Source organism: Croceitalea marina (assembly GCF_042684265.1).
In the GTDB taxonomy this organism is placed as follows: Bacteria; Bacteroidota; Bacteroidia; order Flavobacteriales; family Flavobacteriaceae; genus Croceitalea; species Croceitalea marina.
In genome coordinates this window covers 31545-50334 of the sequence record NZ_JBHULB010000011.1, presented here as the reverse complement: position 1 = coordinate 50334, position 18790 = coordinate 31545, and the positions used below count along the sequence as shown (strand labels likewise).

Annotated in this window: 17 protein-coding genes; 10 read left to right on the top strand and 7 right to left on the bottom strand. The window is 35.9% G+C overall.

Features of this window, described 5'->3' with window-relative positions:
• Position 1 precedes the first annotated feature (1 nt).
• Entirely contained in the window at positions 2–1024 is a 1023-nt protein-coding gene (locus tag ACFSQJ_RS09170; protein WP_377766659.1) for a Gfo/Idh/MocA family protein, read from the top strand.
• A 33-nt stretch (positions 1025–1057) separates the two neighbouring features.
• Here the strand turns inward: ACFSQJ_RS09170 and ACFSQJ_RS09165 are convergent, their stop codons facing one another.
• Entirely contained in the window at positions 1058–2830 is a 1773-nt protein-coding gene (locus tag ACFSQJ_RS09165; protein WP_377766658.1) for a MutS-related protein, read from the bottom strand.
• 25 nt (positions 2831–2855) lie between these two features.
• The gene (gene acs, locus ACFSQJ_RS09160) at positions 2856–4763 is read right to left on the bottom strand and encodes an acetate--CoA ligase (protein ID WP_377766657.1); all 1908 of its coding nucleotides are present in this window, start codon (positions 4761–4763) and stop codon (positions 2856–2858) included.
• A 75-nt stretch (positions 4764–4838) separates the two neighbouring features.
• On the opposite strand from acs, the gene ACFSQJ_RS09155 reads away from it, so the two are divergent.
• Entirely contained in the window at positions 4839–5780 is a 942-nt protein-coding gene (locus ACFSQJ_RS09155; protein WP_377766656.1) for a hypothetical protein, read from the top strand.
• On the opposite strand, the gene ACFSQJ_RS09150 is transcribed toward ACFSQJ_RS09155, so the two are convergent.
• Both ACFSQJ_RS09150 and ACFSQJ_RS09145 read right to left on the bottom strand, forming a co-directional pair.
• Positions 5777–7552 (bottom strand): sodium:solute symporter family protein, encoded by a 1776-nt coding sequence (locus tag ACFSQJ_RS09150; protein WP_377766655.1) that lies wholly within the window; start codon positions 7550–7552, stop codon positions 5777–5779. The genes ACFSQJ_RS09155 and ACFSQJ_RS09150 overlap by 4 nt on opposite strands.
• A gap of 3 nt (positions 7553–7555) precedes the next feature.
• Positions 7556–7810, bottom strand: a complete 255-nt coding sequence (locus tag ACFSQJ_RS09145) for a DUF4212 domain-containing protein (RefSeq protein ID WP_377766654.1) — start codon at positions 7808–7810, stop codon at positions 7556–7558.
• A 510-nt stretch (positions 7811–8320) separates the two neighbouring features.
• Here ACFSQJ_RS09145 and ACFSQJ_RS09140 point away from each other — a divergent pair.
• A complete protein-coding gene (locus ACFSQJ_RS09140; protein WP_377766653.1) occupies positions 8321–8800 on the top strand; it encodes a hypothetical protein in 480 nt (159 codons plus the stop codon).
• 51 nt (positions 8801–8851) lie between these two features.
• Here the strand turns inward: ACFSQJ_RS09140 and ACFSQJ_RS09135 are convergent, their stop codons facing one another.
• Positions 8852–9805: a phosphoribosylaminoimidazolesuccinocarboxamide synthase gene (locus ACFSQJ_RS09135; protein WP_377766652.1), complete on the bottom strand. Its 954-nt coding sequence runs from the start codon at positions 9803–9805 to the stop codon at positions 8852–8854.
• A gap of 6 nt (positions 9806–9811) precedes the next feature.
• Entirely contained in the window at positions 9812–10762 is a 951-nt protein-coding gene (locus tag ACFSQJ_RS09130; protein WP_377766651.1) for a PhoH family protein, read from the bottom strand.
• Positions 10763–10900: 138 nt separating this feature from the next.
• On the opposite strand from ACFSQJ_RS09130, the gene ACFSQJ_RS09125 reads away from it, so the two are divergent.
• The 5 genes from ACFSQJ_RS09125 (at position 10901) to dnaN (ending at position 15666) form a co-directional block, all read left to right on the top strand.
• Positions 10901–11731 carry an SAM hydrolase/SAM-dependent halogenase family protein gene (locus tag ACFSQJ_RS09125; RefSeq protein WP_377766650.1) on the top strand — a complete coding sequence of 277 codons (831 nt, stop codon included), beginning with the start codon at positions 10901–10903 and terminating at the stop codon, positions 11729–11731.
• Positions 11732–12028, top strand: coding sequence for a putative quinol monooxygenase (locus tag ACFSQJ_RS09120; RefSeq protein ID WP_377766649.1), 297 nt, complete (start codon positions 11732–11734; stop codon positions 12026–12028).
• Positions 12029–12032: 4 nt separating this feature from the next.
• Positions 12033–12764 carry a gliding motility-associated ABC transporter permease subunit GldF gene (gene gldF / locus ACFSQJ_RS09115; protein WP_377766648.1) on the top strand — a complete coding sequence of 244 codons (732 nt, stop codon included), beginning with the start codon at positions 12033–12035 and terminating at the stop codon, positions 12762–12764.
• Complete coding sequence (gene gldG, locus ACFSQJ_RS09110; RefSeq protein WP_377766647.1) at positions 12761–14431, top strand: gliding motility-associated ABC transporter substrate-binding protein GldG; 1671 nt, start codon at positions 12761–12763, stop codon at positions 14429–14431. The genes gldF and gldG overlap by 4 nt, the downstream gene beginning before the upstream one ends.
• A 116-nt stretch (positions 14432–14547) precedes the next feature.
• Positions 14548–15666 (top strand): DNA polymerase III subunit beta, encoded by a 1119-nt coding sequence (gene dnaN, locus ACFSQJ_RS09105; RefSeq protein WP_377766646.1) that lies wholly within the window; start codon positions 14548–14550, stop codon positions 15664–15666.
• Positions 15667–15721: 55 nt separating this feature from the next.
• Here the strand turns inward: dnaN and ACFSQJ_RS09100 are convergent, their stop codons facing one another.
• Positions 15722–16081, bottom strand: coding sequence for a DUF4870 domain-containing protein (locus ACFSQJ_RS09100; protein ID WP_377766645.1), 360 nt, complete (start codon positions 16079–16081; stop codon positions 15722–15724).
• An 87-nt stretch (positions 16082–16168) separates the two neighbouring features.
• On the opposite strand from ACFSQJ_RS09100, the gene mnmE reads away from it, so the two are divergent.
• Together mnmE and ACFSQJ_RS09090 are read left to right on the top strand one after the other, a co-directional pair.
• Entirely contained in the window at positions 16169–17557 is a 1389-nt protein-coding gene (gene mnmE / locus ACFSQJ_RS09095) for a tRNA uridine-5-carboxymethylaminomethyl(34) synthesis GTPase MnmE (protein ID WP_377766644.1), read from the top strand.
• Positions 17558–17819: 262 nt separating this feature from the next.
• Positions 17820–18776, top strand: a complete 957-nt coding sequence (locus ACFSQJ_RS09090) for a pyridoxal-phosphate dependent enzyme (protein ID WP_377766643.1) — start codon at positions 17820–17822, stop codon at positions 18774–18776.
• The last annotated feature ends 14 nt before the right edge of the window (positions 18777–18790 follow it).

The window sequence follows — 18790 nt, the reverse complement described above, 5'->3', positions numbered from 1 at the left end:
CATGAAAAAACTAAAAGGGGTGTGTTTGGGGGCAGGCTATTTTAGTCAATTCCATTTTGAGGCATGGAACCGTATAAATGATGTTCATATTATTGGATTATACGATAGATTTAAAGCCAAAGCTGAAACAGCTGCTGAAAAGTTTAAAATTGACAGGGTCTATAATAGCATTGAAGAAGTTTTTGAAAAGGATAAGCCAGATTTCATTGATATAATCAGCCCTCCAGACACCCACTATGAATTATGTGAGCTGGCCATAAAAAATAATGTACATATTATTTGCCAAAAGCCCTTGGCGCCTACCTTAACCGAAGCGCATAAAATTGCGGCGCTCTTAGAGTCTAATAAGGTAAGAATGATGGTACACGAAAACTTCAGATTTCAACCTTGGCATAGAGAAATTAAAAAACTGCTCAACGCCAATACCATTGGAAAACCACATGCTATTAATCTTCGCATGCGTATGGGGGATGGTTGGCAATCTGATGCTTATATGAACAGACAGCCCTATTTTCGGGAAATGGAAAAATTACTGATCTATGAGACGGGCATCCATTTTATTGATGTCTTTAGGTATTTAATTGGAGAGGTAGACAGTGTTTATGCCAAACTAAAAACATTGAACCAAAACATAAAAGGAGAAGACTTTGCATGGGTACATATTAATTTCGAAAATGGCGCTTTAGGGTTCATAGATGCAAACCGTTACAATGAAAATACCGTTGACGACCCCAGATTGACCTTTGGCGCTGTGCTAATTGAGGGTGACAAGGGTAGTCTTCGTCTCAATGGTGAGGGAAAAATAACCGTTCAATTATTAGGGAAAAAAGAAAAACAGCACAACTACACCTTTTACAAAAAGAATTTTGCCGGGGACTGCGTCTACCATACCCAACTACATTTTGTTCAAAGCCTAAAGAGTAATGAAGACTTTGAAACCGATATTACAGACTATCTAAAAAACATGGCCGTACAAGATGCCATTTACAAATCCTTCAAAACGGGCGGACTGGTAAAGCTTTAAGAACCAAAGATTTTAAACCCAAAAAAAAGAGTCTCAGGTGATATCCATCTTTTTAAGTAAAAATGAAGCGTTCATGTTTTTACAGATACCTTCTTTAAAGGTATAATCAAAATAGAGTTCATCATTTCTGATTTCGGTTTCAAAATAATAATTTTTAACCTCGGGCAAATCGGTGCTAATTTCACATAGACTTAAATCATGGGTAGCGATAATACCCGAAACATCCATAGCTACCAATTTCTCTATGAGCTTTTTAGAGCCGGCTGCCTTATCTACACTATTGGTACCCTTTAAAATTTCATCAAGTATGACCAAATAAGTTCCTTTTTCCAAATTTTTAATAATAAACTGTAAACGCGTTAGTTCCGCAAAAAAGTAAGAACTATTCTTTGTGAGAGAGTCGCTGGTGCGCATACTAGTGATTAATTTTATCGGTCTATAAACACTTTCTTCAGCGCATACCGGCAGACCAACGTTGGCCATTACGATATAGGAGGACACTGTTCTCAAAAAAGTGCTTTTACCAGCCATATTGGCTCCGGTTACAATAAAAAACTCCTTATTTTTTAACTGCAAATCACTACAGACCCTATCATTCGAAGCAATAAGCGGGTGTCCTAAGGATTTGGCATCTATCCTCATATCTGTTGTATTCGAAAGCTGAGGATATGTAAATTCTGGATGGTTATATGCAAAACCCGCCAAACTGTTGAAGCCATCAAAAAACCCTACGGTTTCGAACCATTGGCTTACCAAATCTTTATGGGCAACTATCCATTTTTCAATTTTCATTGAATAATAGATATCCCATAGAAAGAAGCCATTCCCCAAAAAGGCTACGAAGACATTATTTCTATTATCTAAGGCATCTAGGTGTTTCGAAAAATCTTTAAAAACTTGAGATGCCTTTTGCTGGTTCGATTTGATTTTTTCCTTTTCAGAATTAAGGAGTATTGTTTTAAAATCATAATCCTCAATCTCTCTTAATAATAGTGCGTATTGTTGAATGGTTTCTTTTATCCTATTGGTAATAGCGCTCAACTTATTTACCCTTTTCACAAAAAAGCCTGTCACTACCAGCCCAAGAAGAAGCCAAATTAAAATAGGCTGAAATCCGATTAGGTTAAAAAACGATGCTATAAAAAACGCAAAGGAAATAACCGTAAAAATTGCAGGCAACCATTTAAAATGAGCGGGTATAAACGACTGATAATTCTTCAACCAAGAGGTAATCGTATCATTTGAAGTATCAGAATTCAACATGCGGGCCAATGCCGTATATTTTTGTCGCCATTTAGGTATTTGAGCTAGCTCTTTTATGGCTTCTTGCCGCTCTTCTATGCCAATGATTTTATTCGAATCCAATAAATCGGCCAAAAACCGTCTGCCCTCTTTTAAGCCTGTTCGATTTGTATATTGAAAAAACGAGCCTTTACCAAAAAGATCGATATCCGCACTGAAAAAGTGGTTTGCATCTAAAAATGCAGAACCATCCTCCCGATTCAAATAATCGCCTTTCGCAATTTGAAGCTCTTCTTTATTAAGGGTTTTAAGCGCTTTATTCAAGTCATAACTTGTTTTTCGAGAAGCATAAATTTTGAGCAGCTTAATAAAAATTCCTATACCGATAATCGCAATTACAGCAGCTATTCTTGGGGAATCAGAAAAGAAATAAATAAGAAAAGCAGAACCTATAAAAACGGACAACCTTAATAGGCTCAATAAGTTCAATCTTTTCTTATCGCTCTTTATCAGTGACTTAAGATTGTAAAGTTGTTCTTTATAGAACACATTTGGGTCTTGCATAAATTTGTATTGGGCGTTATTGAGTTTATAAACGCTCTTGGATAATGTTCTCTACCACTTCAGGATTTAGCAAGGTAGAAGTATCCCCTAAATTACCCATATCATTTGATGCTATTTTTCTAAGTATGCGCCGCATAATTTTACCACTTCGGGTTTTTGGAAGCCCTGGTACAAACTGAATCTTATCTAACTTGGCAATAGGCCCTATATGCTCCGTAATTACCTGATTGATTTCTTTTTTCAAATTTTCACGGTCACGAGACTCACCAGTTTCTTTTAAAATTACATAACCATAAAGAGCATTCCCCTTAATATCATGAGGAAAACCAACAATTGCAGATTCTGCCACCGCTGGGTGTTCATTAATAGCATCTTCAATTGGTGCAGTACCTAAATTATGCCCCGAAACAATAATTACATCATCTACCCTACCTGTAATGCGGTAATAGCCAACCTCATCACGTAGGGCGCCATCACCTGTAAAATACATGTCTTGAAAAGCAGAGAAATAAGTATCCTTATAGCGTTTATGGTCTCCCCAAATGGTTCGAGCAATTGAAGGCCAGGGGAACTTAATACATAAGCGCCCGTCTACCTGATTGCCAAAAATTTCTTTGCCATTTTCATCCATTAATGCAGGTTGAATTCCTGGCATAGGCAGGGTGGCATAGGTCGGTTTTGTTGGGGTTGCAAACGGTATCGGCGAAATTAGAATTCCACCTGTTTCTGTTTGCCACCACGTATCTACAATGGGGCATTTTTTATCACCTACATGGTCGTTATACCAATGCCAGGCTTCTTCATTAATTGGTTCTCCCACAGTTCCTAAGACTTTAAGACTAGAAAGGTCATACTTGGTAACAAAATCTAGGTTTTCTTTTGCCAAAGCTCTAATTGCAGTTGGTGCAGTATAAAATTGTGTCACTTTGTGCTTTTGAACTACTTCCCAAAAACGCCCAAAATCTGGATACGAAGGAACCCCTTCAAACATCACCGTCGTAGCACCATTAGCCAACGGACCGTAAACAATATAAGAATGTCCCGTAATCCAACCAATATCGGCAGTACACCAATACACATCGTCTTCTTTGTACTGAAACACATTTTTAAAGGTATAAGCGGTATACACCATATAGCCACCTGTAGTATGTAACATTCCTTTTGGACGCCCTGTTGATCCTGAAGTATATAAAATAAACAAAGGGTCTTCTGCGTCCATTATTTCTGGCTCGCATTCTGTAGATTCAGCATCCAAAAGTGGTAATAACCATTTATCACGTCCTTCCTTCATCTGAATATCTGAATTGATACGTTTAGCCACCAAAACAGTTGCTACACCTGGGCTATCTTCTAAAGCATCATCAACAATACCTTTTAAATCGATGGTTTTTGCACCACGATAACTACCGTCGGAAGTAATTACCATTTTAGCATCGCAATCATTAATTCGTGTACTTAAAGCTATAGCAGAAAAACCTGCAAATACTACCGAGTGTACTGCTCCAATTCTTGCACAGGCTAAAATAGAAATTGCCAATTCTGGAATCATAGGTAAGTAAATCACTACTCTATCCCCTTTTTTGATGCCTTGCGACTTTAAAACATTCGCGAACTGACATACTTTAGCATGTAGTTCTCTGTAGGTAATATGTTGCGCTTCCTCATCTGGACTATTTGGCTCAAAAAGAATAGCCGTTTTATCTCCTCTAATATGTAAATGCCTATCGATACAGTTTTCTGTAATATTTAGCTGCGCACCATCAAACCACTTAATCTCTGGTTTTGTAAAATCATATTCCAAAACCGAATTCCATTTTTTGCGCCACATAAAATGCTCCTCGGCAATTTCTTCCCAAAAAGCTTCTGGATTACGAACCGATTTACGATACACCTGAAAATATTCTTCTAAATGTTTGATATGGTAGTTGCTCATCTAGTACTAATAAATTAACCTCCTAAAAATAGATAATTAGAAAGTATCTTAGATGGAAATTTTAAAATTGTTTATTTGGAAAAACTTATCAATATCTCTAAAGAAGCTACTTATAGACTAGAAGCAAATTATGCAGATATGGAAATAACTATCGATGAGAATGGTTTGAAAAATAGAATTAAAGCCACTGGGATAGTTTTAACGCCTATTTGGGCTGAGCCAAAACCAAATTTTTATAAATCACTATTAATTAAGAAATCAGAAACATCTATGTCTCAAAATGAGCTTTTCAAAAAGCTCAAAATGGGTAATTATTATTTGAATATTATAGATTATTCAGACTCCGAAATAACTTTAGTTACAAGTATTTTGATTAACCAATGGACAGAACTTATCTGGAATTCTTTAGTAAACGATAAGGAGGAAACAAATATAACATTGACAAAAAAGACAATTGAAGAGCATATTCTATTAAAAAATCCACATTTATTTCAAAACCGAGTGGACTTGATAAGGTTTCTGTCAAAAACAAATCTCCAGCTAGAAGACTTTATAATTCCAGCTAAATTTAATTCTTTTGATTTTAAGCTAAAGGAAATAGAACTACGTCTTAATATGGAATTGTTTTTTGCAAGAAGGTTTTTATTTACCAAAGAGTTAATCTGTTCACTAAAAGAGAGAATTAAAAGTTACCCGAAGAAACAAAAATTGAATTCAAAAAGAACAACCAATCTATATGAATGGTTTCAAACATTAGAAAACGATATTAGAAATTTTAAAGAGTTCAAAGACTTCCAAAAGTTATACGATATGCCCAAAAAGAAAATAAATGTCAAAAACAGTAAAAACATAAATATAATCGAAGGCAATAATAATTTTAATACTAAAAACTCTGATAGAAAAACTCCAAATAATAAACTTGAAAAATGGTTGAAAATATTAGCTATACTAATCTCAATTGGAATTCTTTTGGTTTCGGTTCTTTCTAACTGGGATAAACTTTCAAGTATTTTTTAATGCTCAACGGCATCTCCAGCCCCACTTGGTATTCTAATAATTTCTACAATTTCTTGCACCTCTTCTGGTGGTGGAGCAGTAAAGCGTGAAATAACCATTGCAATAACAAAGTTGACCAACATCCCAACAGTCCCAAAACCTTCTGGCGAGATACCAAACCACCAATCATTAGCAGTGCTAGTCTCTGGATTGCCAATCCAACCTAACTTAAAACGTGCGATATAGTAACTAGTAATAGCCAAGCCAGCTACCATACCTGTTATGGCTCCTTCCCTATTCATTCTTTTGCTAAAAATACCCATCACAATTGCCGGGAAGAAAGAGGATGCTGCCAAACCAAAGGCTAATGCAACCACAGAGGCCACAAATCCTGGTGGATTAATACCGAAATAACCAGCAACTACAACAGCAAACAACGAAGAAACTCTTGCAATCAGTAATTCCTTTTTATCAGAAATATTAGGTGCAAATTGTTTTTTAATCAAATCATGCGAAATAGAAGTGGAAATTACCAAAAGTAAGCCCGCCGCAGTAGACAAAGCCGCTGCTAAACCACCTGCCGCAACTAAAGCGATAATCCAGTTGGGCAGCCCTGCTATTTCAGGGTTGGCCAATACGGTAATATCACGGTCTACGTACAATTCGTTTCTAGTTGCACTTGAGTTGGTAATTAATCGCTGCCCTACTGCTCCCCGAGCTTCAGAAAACATCGGTTTTTTTCCTTCAACCGCTGAACCGGGCAAATACTGAATTTTACCATCTCCATTCTTATCGGTCCAAGCAATTAGCCCTGTGTCTTCCCACTTTGTAAACCAATCTGGAATCTCTTTATACGGTGTATCTTGGACCGTTTCCATGAGATTAGTACGTGCAAAAACTGCAATGGCCGGTGCCGTGGTATATAAAATTGCTATAAATAATAAAGCGTAACCTGCAGATTTACGGGCATCCTTCACTTTAGGAACCGTAAAAAACCGAATAATTACGTGTGGTAACCCTGCTGTTCCCAACATTAAAGCAGCTGTAATAAAGAAAATATCTGTGGTGGACTTTGTACCGTCGGTATAAGCGGTAAAGCCAAGGTCGGTCATTAATCCGTCTAGCTTATCCAAAAGGTATACACCATCGGTACCTGAAGAACCCATTCCTAATTGTGGAACCGGATTTCCTGTAGCCATAAGCGAGATAAAAATAGCAGGCACCATAAAGGCGAATATGAGCACGCAATATTGTGCTACTTGGGTATAGGTGATGCCTTTCATGCCACCTAAAAAAGCATAGAATAAAACTACCGCCATGCCGATATAAACACCAGTATTTACCTCAACATCTAAAAACCTAGAAAAAACTACCCCTACACCGCGCATTTGCCCTGCTACATAGGTAAATGAAACAAATAAAGCCGCCACTACGGCAACAGTACGTGCCACGTTGGAATAATAGCGGTCTCCAATAAAATCTGGAACCGTAAACTTTCCAAATTTTCTTAAGTATGGCGCTAAGAGTAGTGCTAACAGTACGTAACCTCCTGTCCAACCCATTAAATACACCGAGCCATCGTAACCTGAGAAGGCGATTATACCTGCCATTCCTAAAAACGATGCTGCGGACATCCAATCCGCAGCAGTTGCCAAACCGTTTGCCAGTGGGGAAACTCCACCGCCAGCCACATAAAATTCTTTAGTAGAACTGGCTCTAGACCATATCGCAATACCAATATATAATGCAAAAGTGAGTCCTACAATAATAAATGTCCAAGTTTGTATCCCCATCTGCTATTCGTCTACCTCATATTTTTTATCCAACTTATTCATCAATTGTACATAAACAAAGATGAGTACTACAAAAACATAAATTGACCCTTGTTGTGCAAACCAAAACCCAAGTTTAAAGCCGCCAAGGCGAATAGTATTTAACTCGTCAACTAGTAAAATTCCAAATCCATAAGAAACTATAAACCATATGAGGAGTAGAATAGCGAGATACTTTAAATTCTCGCGCCAGTATTTTTTACGTTGGGAGGATTCCATTTGGTTAGATTGATATGGAAAGATAACGAATCAAAGGGACTTTAAGCAAAATCGACAAAAACACAAATATAGACGCACAGATTCAGTCATAATATGTTTATTAATATTAATTTAATGTTAGGGTAGCGCATATTTTAGCTTTACAACAGAAAAGTAATCATTTGAAATGTCATTTGTTGTTTATATAGGGTATTGGTACGATTATCCTAGAATCGGATTCAATTCTACCAATCTACCAACTAAAATTAAAATTCACGAATAGTTTATCATTATCAATACAAAAAAATGAACCTCACAATATCACCAATTAAAATTCGAAGAATATTATTATCCATAATTATAGGACTCTTAGCATTTAACTTGTCCTATATAATAGTGAAATATGGCTTTGACAATAAGCCAGTATCTAGATATCTCTCTTTTTTTTATTTTGATAGAGAAAGAAGTGTACCCACCGTATTTTCAGGACTGCAGCTCTTTTTTTCATCGATGATATTATATTTAATATCTATGAAACGGGATTTCCAGAAGAAATTTCGTTTAAAATGGAGAGGGCTTTCTTTTATTTTTCTCTTTCTCTCAATGGATGAATTAATCTCCATACATGAACCATTAATCTCTATCATACACAGTTTCACAAATATTACCTCAGGATTTTTATATTTTGCTTGGGTAATTCCCTACGGTATTAGCTGTGTACTTTTTGTCTTTCTTTATTTAAATTTTTTAAAAAGTTTACCCACTAAGACTAGGATGCTCTTCATTATTTCAGGTATAACTTTTTGCATAGGTGCCATTGGGATGGAACTTATCGGTGGAAAAATATTTACTACGATAGGGCAGTTGTCTTGGCAATTTGCCCTCTCTACAACAGTCGAGGAAACTTTAGAAATGCTAGGTATTTGTTTGTTTATATATGCTTTAGCCGATTTTATATCTAATAACTTAGGTAGTGTGAAGACAGTCTTTACAGATCATTTAAAAGATTAGATGGCAACTGCTTTCGTAATTATTTTGAATTTTAAAAATCGATTTGATTGCTTATGATTCTTTTAAATACTTACAAATATTTTGGCTAATACGTTCTTGAATATTGGTGATATCAGCCTTTAAGAAAGGCTCACCCATAATACTATCGTACAACTCGATATAACGCTCTGAGACCGAGTTGATATATTCATCGCTCATTTCAGGAACAATTTGTCCTTCCAATCCTTGAAAATCATTAGAAATTAACCACTGACGCACAAATTCTTTAGAAAGTTGTTTTTGAGCCTCGCCGCTATCTTGCCTTTCTTGATAGCCCTCTGCATAAAAATAGCGCGAAGAATCAGGCGTATGGATTTCATCTATCAAAACAATCTCACCATCCTTGGTTTTCCCAAATTCATATTTGGTATCTACCAAAATCAATCCTCGTTGCGCGGCCAGTTCGGTCCCCCTTTTAAACAAAGCTTTTGTATAGCTTTCTAGAACTGCGTAGTCTTCTTCGGAAACAATCCCCTTTTTAAGAATATCCACCTTTGAAATATCCTCGTCATGATCTCCCTTTTCTGCTTTTGTTGCCGGAGTTATAATGGGTTCTGGAAATTTATCGTTCTCCTTCATACCTTCTGGCATAGGCTCTCCACAAAGCATTCGTTTACCCGCTTTATATTCTCTAGCGGCATGACCGGACATATACCCACGGATTACCATTTCTACCTTAAAAGGCTCACAGGCCTTACCCACGGCAACATTGGCATCCGGGGTTGACATTAACCAATTGGGAACAATATCTTCGGTAGCCTGCATCATTTTAGTTGCAATCTGGTTTAGAATCTGCCCTTTGTAAGGAATACCTTTTGGCATGACGACATCGAAAGCTGAAAGACGGTCTGTCGCTATCATTACCAAAATATCGTTATTTAAAGTGTAAACCTCTCTTACTTTTCCTTTATATACAGATTTCTGACCTGCGAAATGGAAATTGGTATCCATTATTGTGTTTGACATCATCAACTAGTTTTGGTGCTCAATATTCTTGTATGCGTCAATAACCTTTTTAACCAGTTTATGGCGAATTACGTCTTTATCATCTAGGTGAATAATACTAATACCCTCGGTATTCTTAAGAATCAAAAGTGCTTCTTTTAATCCGGAAATTACACGTCGCGGTAAATCTATCTGCCCTGGATCGCCTGTTAATAAAAACTTTGCGTTTTTACCCATACGAGTCAAAAACATCTTCATTTGGGCATGGGTAGTGTTCTGGGCCTCATCTAGAATCACAAAGGCATTATCTAAGGTTCGGCCACGCATAAAGGCCATTGGCGCAATTTGAATGGTGCCGTCTTCGATATACTTTTCAAGTTTTTCAGGCGCGATCATATCGCGCAAAGCATCATACAAAGGTTGCATATAAGGATCTAGCTTTTCTTTTAAATCTCCTGGTAAAAAACCCAGGTTTTCACCAGCTTCTACAGCTGGCCTAGTCAATATGATTTTTCTAACCTGCTTTTCCTTTAAAGCCTTGACTGCCAGAGCAACACCAGTGTAAGTTTTACCCGTACCTGCAGGGCCAATGGCAAAAACCATATCATTCTTCTTACTAGCATCTACTAGTCTGCGTTGATTTGCTGTTTGAGCCTTGATTAAACGACCGCTAACGCCATGTACTAAAACCTCTCCACTAGATTTTGATGAATTCTCTTGCTCGCCATTACTCGTCAATACTCGCTCTATGGCATTTTCATCCAATTTATTATACTTAGCAAAATGGGCCGTAAGCATATCGAAACGCTTATCGAACTCTTCTAAAAGTTCTTCATCTCCATACACTTTTATTTTGCTTCCGCGAGCAACAATCTTAAGCTTTGGAAAGTACTTTTTTAATAATTCTATATTTTCATTCTGCTGCCCAAAAAAATCTCGCGGGCTAATTTCGGTGAGTTCTAATACCAGTTCGTTCAAAGAAATTTTACTATTTAGGGGTTTGTAGAATTTTGTAAAATATTGCGCAATGTTTTTGTTTAATTTTACATCTTAAACTTGTTCACAAACATAATTAAAAAAGGCTTTTCAAGAGCAAAAACATATTAACAGTACTGCATGGCAATCATTACTTTAACAACAGATTTTGGATACAAAGACCATTTTGTTGCTGCCATTAAAGGAAACATTTTAAAAGAAGTACCAGATGCTACCATTGTTGATATTTCGCATGCCATTTCACCATTAGACACCAGAGAGTGCGCTTATATTCTTAAAAATTCATATTCTCATTTTCCCGAAGGCAGTATTCATATTATAGGTATGGATTCTGAAGCGTCTATCGAAAACGGACATATTGTGGTGCAGGTTGAAGGACACTATTTTATCGGAGCCAATAATGGTATCATATCATTAATCACAAAAGAACTAAACCTAGACCAAGTTGTACAAATTACCTTACCCAATGTTCAAGTGAATTCTTTTCCGGTGATCGAGGTGTTTGTTAGAGTGGCCTGCCATTTGGCCAGAGGCGGAAAACTAGGCGTAGTAAGCAAGCCCTTCTCTGGCTTAAAGGAAATTAAAGAGTTGGAACCAAGGGTAACCAATGATGGCAAGACTATTTTAGGCAACGTTATTTATATTGATAACTATGGCAATGTAGTAACCAATATAACCAAGACCTTATTTGAAGCCTATAGAAACGGACGGCCTTTTGAGCTAATAGCTAGAAGACAAAAAATAAAAGCCATTCATAAAAGCTATAATAGCTTTATCAACTATGAATTACCTGAAAATCAGCGCAATGGTCCTAGTGACCTTCTGGCTATTTTTAATTCTTCCGGTTATATTGAAATCGCTATCTACAAAAGCGATTTAAAATCTGTAGGCGGTGCCTCTACCCTATTGGGGCTTACAAATGATGCCATGATAACCATAAACTTTTTATAAATGTTGGTCAGAATCGTAAAATTGACTTTTAAGAAAGAAAATATTTCTAGTTTTGAGCAAGTTTTTGAAGAAACCAAAAAACAGATCAGAAGTTTTGAAGGATGTAATTTTCTAGAGCTGTACCAAGAAGCTGAAAAACCCAATGTATTTTTCACCTATAGCTATTGGGAAAATGCAGAAGCACTTGAAAACTATCGAAATTCAGAGTTCTTTAAAGCTGTTTGGGCTAAAACCAAGATTTTGTTCGATGCCAAACCCGAAGCATGGAGCGTAAACAAAAAAGCTACTTTGAGTTAATACTATGCTAGCAATTTTTAAAAAGGAAATTCAATCTTTTTTCACTTCACCAATAGGCTATTTGATCATAGGCTTATTTCTAGTTTTAAATGGGCTATTCCTTTGGGTTTTTAAAGGAGCGTTCAACATTTTTGATTATGGTTTTGCGGACTTGAGCAATTTCTTTTTATTGGCACCATGGGTGTTCTTATTCCTGATTCCTGCCATAAGCATGAAAAGCTTTTCAGAAGAGAAAAAGCTTGGCACTTTAGAACTGTTGTTAATTAAACCCATTTCAACCGTCAAAGTAGTGTTTGGAAAGTTTTGGGGTGTTTTTGTATTATGCGTTCTGGCAATGCTGCCCACCTTGATTTATGTTTACACCATCTCAAACCTCGGTCTCACAGAAGGTAACTATGATTTAGGGGTGGTATTAGGTTCGTATTTTGGATTGCTTTTTTTAGTAGCAATGTATGTCAGTATTGGCATTTTTGCATCGTCTCTTTCCGATAATCAGATTCTTTCCTTTATTCTGGCCATTGCAATCTCATTTTTAATTTTTTATGGTTTTAATGCCTTAAGTGGATTGTACACTGTGGGCGAAACAAGCGAATTCATAAAGTCTTTTGGAGCGAAAAACCATTTTGAAAGTATTGCACGAGGAATTATCGACACGCGCGATATCATCTATTTTTTAGGGTGCACGTTTTTCTTTTTGTATTTGACCAATATTCGTTTAAAAAACTTGTCTAAATGAAAAAGGAATTTCTTGTAGCAATACTTAAAGCGTTAATTGTTTTGGTCATTCTAAATGTGCTGAGCAGTTATTTTTTCAAAAGGTTCGATTTGACCGAAGATAGCAGGTATACCCTTTCAGACGAAGCTTACACGAGGATCAATAAATTTGAGACGCCAGTTATAATAGATATTCTCTTAGAAGGCAACCTTCCTTCGGAGTTTTCTAGGCTTAAGACCGAAACTAATTTATTACTGCAGCAATTTGCCTCAAAAAACAGCAACATTAAGTTTGATTTTGTCGATCCACTAGAAGGTAGTGAGCAAAGAGAACAGACCGTAGCCGAACTACAACAGATAGGTTTAACTCCCGCGAACGTTACGATTGAGGAAAATGGCAAAGTGTCACAAGAATTAGTATTCCCTTGGGCAATGGTAAATTATAATAATAAAACGGTAAAGGTACCATTGCTCAAAAACAAGTTAGGTTCTTCAATGGAAGATCGTATCAATAATTCTGTACAACAATTAGAATATGCATTTACTGACGCTTTTACCAAACTTGCCATTACGGAAAAAAAGCGCGTGGCCGTTCTAAAAGGAAATGGAGAACTAGAAGATATTTATCTGACCGATTACCTAAGTTCTATTCGCGAATACTATAATATTGGAGCAATAACATTAGACTCCGTTGCTAACGATGCCCAAAAAGTATTTGAACAACTCAAAGGTTTTGATTTAGCATTAATTGCAAAACCTACGGAAGCTTTTACCGAAGAGGAAAAATATGTTCTAGATCAATTCATTGTTAATGGTGGTAGATCCATTTGGCTTATAGATAATGTAGCTATGGAACTGGATAGTCTTTTCAACGAAAAAGGAAGTAGCCTGGCGATACGACGTCAATTGAATTTAGATGATTTCTTCTTTAAATATGGTGTTCGCATAAATCCGGTTTTGTTGAATGATCTGTACAATACCCCAATTGTTTTAGCCTCCGGTGAAGCCAATGAGTCGCAGTATAATCCTTTACCATGGGCATATCATCCTATGGTATTTTCAAAAAATAATCATCCTATCAACACCAATATAGAAGCCTCTCGGTTTCAATTTGCAAATAGCATCGACACCTTATCAAACAGTAATAAAAAAACAATTCTGCTTCAATCGTCACCTTTATCAAAAACGGAAGGAACACCCAGACCTATAAGTTTAAATCTTTTAAGCAAACAACCTGATAAGGAATCATACCTTAACAAAGGAAATTTACCTTTAGCAGTTTTAGTAGAAGGGGAATTTAGTTCTGCCTATACCAATAGAATTAAACCAACAAAACTGAATGGTAATCTTGAAAAAGGAGTACGTAATAAGATGTTGGTTATTGCAGATGGAGACCTAATAAAGAATCAATTAAGAAACGGAAAACCCTTGCCTTTAGGTTATGATAAATGGACGAACAACACATATGGCAACAAGGAGTTTTTGGTAAATAGTATCAATTACCTACTTGATGATACCGGACTTATAAACATTCGCAATAAAAAAGTTTCTATTCCGCTCTTAGATACTCGAAAAGTGCAGGGGCAAAAATCAAAATGGCAGCTTATAAACATTGGTGCTCCCGTAATTTTAATAAGCCTTTTAGGAATTTGTTTTGCCTACTATCGGAAAAAAAGATTTAGCCCCTAAGTGTTGATAAAATTGTTTTTTAAGCAAGTACTTTTAAAATATCTTTGTCTTTATCGGTTTTGATTTAGAAACTTCAACTTACGATTTTTAAAACACCGTTCACTAAAATTCTTTTGATGAAATTTATTGTATCCAGTACGTATTTACTAAAACAACTTCAAGTATTAGGAGGGGTAATTAACAGTAGCAATACGCTACCTATTTTAGATAATTTTCTTTTTGATTTAAAAAATACCAAACTAACAGTATCCGCGTCGGATTTAGAAACTACCATGAGTTCTGTATTAAACGTAGATTCTGATTCTGAAGGCGCCATAGCCGTACCGGCACGATTACTTTTAGACACCTTAAAAACGTTTCCTGAGCAGCCTTTGACTTTTATTGTTGAAGATAACAATACCATTGAGATTAGTTCAAACCATGGTAAATATGCATTGGCATACGCCGACGGCGCTGAATTCCCTAAAGCTGTGGAACTCTCTAACCCGAGTTCTACGGTGCTTTTAGGAGACATATTGGCAACAGCTATTAACAAAACTATTTTTGCCGCAGGTAATGACGATTTACGTCCCGTTATGAGTGGAGTATTTTTTCAGTTTTCACCTGAAAATCTAACTTTTGTGGCAACGGATGCCCATAAATTGGTTAAATACCAACGTTCAGATGTTACCGCCTCTGAGGTTGCTGAATTTATCATGCCCAAAAAACCTTTGAATCTGTTAAAAGGAATTCTGGCCGGCTCTGAATCTGAAGTAAAAATTGAATATAATGAGAGCAATGCAAAATTTACTTTTGACGATACCGAATTAATTTGCCGCTTAATTGATGGTAAATATCCGAACTATGAAGCGGTAATTCCTAAAGAGAACCCTAATGTACTGTCAATTTCAAGAAATCAATTCTTGAGTTCCGTTCGTAGGGTATCTATTTTCTCAAATAAAACAACCCACCAAATACGTTTAAAAATTGCCGGTGCTGAACTGAATATATCTGCAGAAGATGTTGATTATAGCAACAAAGCCGAAGAACGTTTGTCGTGTGCATACCAAGGTGATGATATGCAGATAGGTTTTAATTCTAGGTTCTTAGTAGAAATGCTAAACAATTTATCTTCAGATGATGTTTCTTTAGAAATGAGTCTGCCGAATCGAGCGGGAATTTTAACTCCGGCGGATGGTTTAGACGAGGGGGAGAAAGTTACCATGTTAGTAATGCCGGTAATGTTGAACAGTTAAACTAATCGACCTTTACATACCAAAATAGGCTAGAAATATTTCTAGCCTTTTTTATTTAGATAAACTTTATTGTCAAAAAGTTCGATGGAGATTCTCCGTTGGCCGCTTTAACTGCATTCACAATTGGCAGAATAAAACCTAATATGCCTACTCCGATTAGCCCTAGTATACCTAATCCGAATAACAATATTCCTGGAATACAGAGAATTATATACAAGAGCATACTTAATTGAAAATTAACGATGGAGCGTCCATGCTCGTCCAAACCCTCAACATTATTCTTTGATGTTAACCAGATTATTAACGGAACTATAAAGCCCCCAAAGCCGGTTACATAATGTAATAATTGCGAGAGATGTGTTATTGCTAAAAGAGTATTGTCTTTTCTTAAAACTTGCTGATTAACTAATTCCATTTTTGATTGATTTTAATGATGATGTATCTATTTGTAGCATTTTCATTAAAAATGTTACAAGCAAGGTCTTATTTGTATTTTTGCCAAATGAATCAGCAAGAGACAATAATAGCATTGGCTACCCCTTCGGGGTCAGGAGCCATTGGGGTTATTCGTATTTCGGGGGGAGATGCAATTGCATTAGTAACACCTTGCTTTAAGTCTATTCATGGAAAAGACCTAAAAAAGCAGAAAACTCATACAATTCATTTAGGACAAATTATAGAAGGAAAAAAGATTTTAGATGAAGTGTTAGTATCAGTATTCAAAGGTCCAAATTCGTACACAGGTGAAGATGTTGTAGAGATTTCTTGCCATGGTTCTACCTATATTCAGCAACAAGTTATTCAATTGTTTCTTAGAAATGGGTGCAGAACCGCTGAAGCAGGGGAATTTACCCTAAGAGCTTTTTTAAACGGTAAATTAGATTTAAGTCAGGCCGAAGCAGTAGCTGATTTAATTGCAAGCGATAATGAAGCAAGTCATCAAATTGCAATGCAACAAATGCGAGGGGGGTTTAGCAGTGAAATAAAAAAATTACGCCAAGAGCTATTAAACTTTGCTTCATTAATTGAATTAGAACTAGACTTTTCAGAAGAAGATGTTGAATTTGCAAATCGCTCACAGTTTAGAGAACTTCTGTCCAAAATTGAGATAGTCCTAAAAAGGTTGATAGATTCTTTTGCTGTTGGTAATGTTATTAAAAATGGTATTCCCGTGGCTATTGTTGGAGAACCCAATGTGGGCAAGTCAACCTTATTAAATAAAATTCTTAATGAAGAAAGAGCTTTGGTATCAAATATAGCAGGCACTACTCGTGATACCATTGAAGACGAAATAACCATTGACGGTATTGGATTTCGTTTTATAGATACAGCGGGTATACGAGATACTAGTGATATTGTTGAGGGAATGGGCATAAAGCGTACATTCGATAAAATAGAAGAATCCAATGTTATACTTTATATGTTTGATGCCCAAAACTATACTTTGGACAACACAATTTTTAAAAATGAAATCGAACAAATAAGAAATAAATACCCTTTAAAGCCATTAATTACCTTAGCTAATAAAATTGATACTTTAGAACAAAACACCACTAAAAAGCTGAAAGAAGAAATTGGTGATTTACACCTAATTTCAGCAAAAGAAAATACTGGAGTGGAAGAGCTCAAGAGTAAACTTAAAAGTCTTATTGATATTGGAGCACTTAAAAATGGCGAAACTATCATTACCAATACGAGACACTATAGTTCTCTTTCAAAAGCTTTACAAGAAATAAAAAAAATACAATTGGGGCTAGAAAACAACCTTTCAAGTGATCTTATTTCTATAGATATTAGACAGGCCTTACACTATTTTGGCGAAATAACGGGCGAAATATCTTCAGATGACCTGCTGGGTAATATCTTTGCCAATTTCTGTATTGGCAAATGATGGTCCTCGATATATCAAATCTTCTTAATTACTATCATTAGGTGACTATATAAAAAATCGTTATCGCATAAATCTTTGTTATACAACGTTAAAGCTAGAGAAACGATTAGCCTTAAAGGACTGAATGTGGTATCAAATTCTTGATTGATGCCAATAATCAATTTAATGTAATCATTTAACGATAAGAATTCTACAACTAAAAATTTCCTATTTATTTTACATTACAAATTCGGTTTTACACGTTTTTAATGAAATAAATGCTATGCAAATAAATTCCCCCAGAATACTAAAAGTATCAAATTACGTCTTATCCAAAAAACTGAGCAACATATCCCATTTAATTGGAAACACTCCCATACTTGCTTTCACTGGGGAAAGTGAAGGAATAATTGCAAAGTTAGAATATTCAAATTTCTCAGGTAGCACAAAAGATCGAGCTACACTATCCATTTTACGCAACGCAATCGCTGAAAACATATTACAAGAGGGAGATACTATTATTGAGTCTACCTCTGGAAATTTTGGAATTTCTTTAGCTCAATTTTCACGAGTACTCGGCTTAAAATTCATACCCGTTATTGACCCTAATATTGCAGAAATTAACAGGAAAGTGCTAGAGTTTCTGTGCGATGATATAATAGAAGTTACTGAAAGGGATATTACCGGAGGTTATTTGCTAAGTAGGTTAGAAGTTGTAGAAAATTACAAAGCAAAACATAAAAATGTTTTTCATCCCAACCAATATAAAAATAAATTTAATTGGATAGGTTATAAACATTTGGCTAGAGAAATCTACGACCAAGTTGAAACTTTGGACTATATAGTAATAGCGGTTAGCACAGGAGGAACAATTACGGGTGTCTCTAGAGAAATTAAAAAATATTTTCCAAAAATTAAAGTTGTAGCTGTTGATGTAAAAGGTTCAATGGTATTTGAAGATAAGCCCAAAAAAAGAAAATTATCTGGATTAGGTTCAAGTAGAAAATCGGACTTTATCACCAATTATGGTAGCGTTGACGAAGTAATGATATTTGAGGAAAAAGATATCATTGAAAACTGTAAGAAAATGGCTCGAAAGGATGCTGTTTTTGCTGGAGCATCTTCGGGAGCAGTCTATGCCGGAGCTCAATCTATTTTAAAAAGGTATAATAACAGCGATGTAAAAATTATGATGATTTGCCCAGATAGAGGTACCCCATATGTGAATAACTACCATTAAAAAATATTGGAATA

What these genes read in the sequence shown, in the direction of transcription:
- dnaN (WP_377766646.1), top strand. Translation starts at nt 14,548, where the DNA reads ATGAAATTTATTGTATCCAGTACGTATTTACTAAAACAACTTCAAGTA.
- ACFSQJ_RS09135 (WP_377766652.1), bottom strand. Translation starts at nt 9,805, where the DNA reads ATGTCAAACACAATAATGGATACCAATTTCCATTTCGCAGGTCAGAAA.
- ACFSQJ_RS09150 (WP_377766655.1), bottom strand. Translation starts at nt 7,552, where the DNA reads ATGGGGATACAAACTTGGACATTTATTATTGTAGGACTCACTTTTGCA.
- gldG (WP_377766647.1), top strand. Translation starts at nt 12,761, where the DNA reads ATGAAAAAGGAATTTCTTGTAGCAATACTTAAAGCGTTAATTGTTTTG.
- acs (WP_377766657.1), bottom strand. Translation starts at nt 4,763, where the DNA reads ATGAGCAACTACCATATCAAACATTTAGAAGAATATTTTCAGGTGTAT.
- mnmE (WP_377766644.1), top strand. Translation starts at nt 16,169, where the DNA reads ATGAATCAGCAAGAGACAATAATAGCATTGGCTACCCCTTCGGGGTCA.
- ACFSQJ_RS09090 (WP_377766643.1), top strand. Translation starts at nt 17,820, where the DNA reads ATGCAAATAAATTCCCCCAGAATACTAAAAGTATCAAATTACGTCTTA.
- ACFSQJ_RS09145 (WP_377766654.1), bottom strand. Translation starts at nt 7,810, where the DNA reads ATGGAATCCTCCCAACGTAAAAAATACTGGCGCGAGAATTTAAAGTAT.
- gldF (WP_377766648.1), top strand. Translation starts at nt 12,033, where the DNA reads ATGCTAGCAATTTTTAAAAAGGAAATTCAATCTTTTTTCACTTCACCA.
- ACFSQJ_RS09100 (WP_377766645.1), bottom strand. Translation starts at nt 16,081, where the DNA reads ATGGAATTAGTTAATCAGCAAGTTTTAAGAAAAGACAATACTCTTTTA.
- ACFSQJ_RS09125 (WP_377766650.1), top strand. Translation starts at nt 10,901, where the DNA reads ATGGCAATCATTACTTTAACAACAGATTTTGGATACAAAGACCATTTT.
- ACFSQJ_RS09140 (WP_377766653.1), top strand. Translation starts at nt 8,321, where the DNA reads ATGAAACGGGATTTCCAGAAGAAATTTCGTTTAAAATGGAGAGGGCTT.
- ACFSQJ_RS09165 (WP_377766658.1), bottom strand. Translation starts at nt 2,830, where the DNA reads ATGCAAGACCCAAATGTGTTCTATAAAGAACAACTTTACAATCTTAAG.
- ACFSQJ_RS09120 (WP_377766649.1), top strand. Translation starts at nt 11,732, where the DNA reads ATGTTGGTCAGAATCGTAAAATTGACTTTTAAGAAAGAAAATATTTCT.
- ACFSQJ_RS09170 (WP_377766659.1), top strand. Translation starts at nt 2, where the DNA reads ATGAAAAAACTAAAAGGGGTGTGTTTGGGGGCAGGCTATTTTAGTCAA.